We start from the raw sequence: 405 nt of genomic DNA, 5'->3' as shown, positions 1-405 counted from the left end.
CGGATAATTTTTACAAAGAGATTTAGAGGTCAAGAGAAGTTATGACTACAAAAAATTAGAGATATTTGGTAAGGAATTTAATTATTCGGACTCATTACTCCTAATCTCTAATTCTCTTTGTTTTAAAAAAGATTATAACTTAGTTTGAAAAAGTTGAATTTAACAAATATTCTTTTGAAGAGAACAGAAAAACAATAATCATATGGTTACAAAACAATTTGTAGATGATTTGAGTTATGAAATTTTTTCTTCAATTATTGAAGTTCATAAAAATTTAGGGCCAGGTATGATAGAAAGTATTTACCATAAATGCTTGGCTCATGAATTAAAATTGAGAAATATTAAGTTTACTTCAGAAGCTTTATTTGATTTCAGCTACAAAGATTTAAATTTAACCACAGATTT

The 405-nt window shown here is 25.2% G+C and carries 1 protein-coding gene; it reads left to right on the top strand.

Translation table 11 applies throughout. The features are described 5' to 3' along the window. Window positions 1-202 precede the first annotated feature (202 nt). On the top strand, window positions 203-405 hold a 203-nt coding region (locus tag FCS21_RS17965), incomplete at its 3' end, for a GxxExxY protein (protein ID WP_138624548.1).

The organism is Colwellia ponticola, from assembly GCF_005885605.1.
Taxonomy (GTDB): Bacteria; Pseudomonadota; Gammaproteobacteria; order Enterobacterales; family Alteromonadaceae; genus Colwellia; species Colwellia ponticola.
This window is presented reverse-complemented; position numbering and strand designations above follow the sequence as displayed.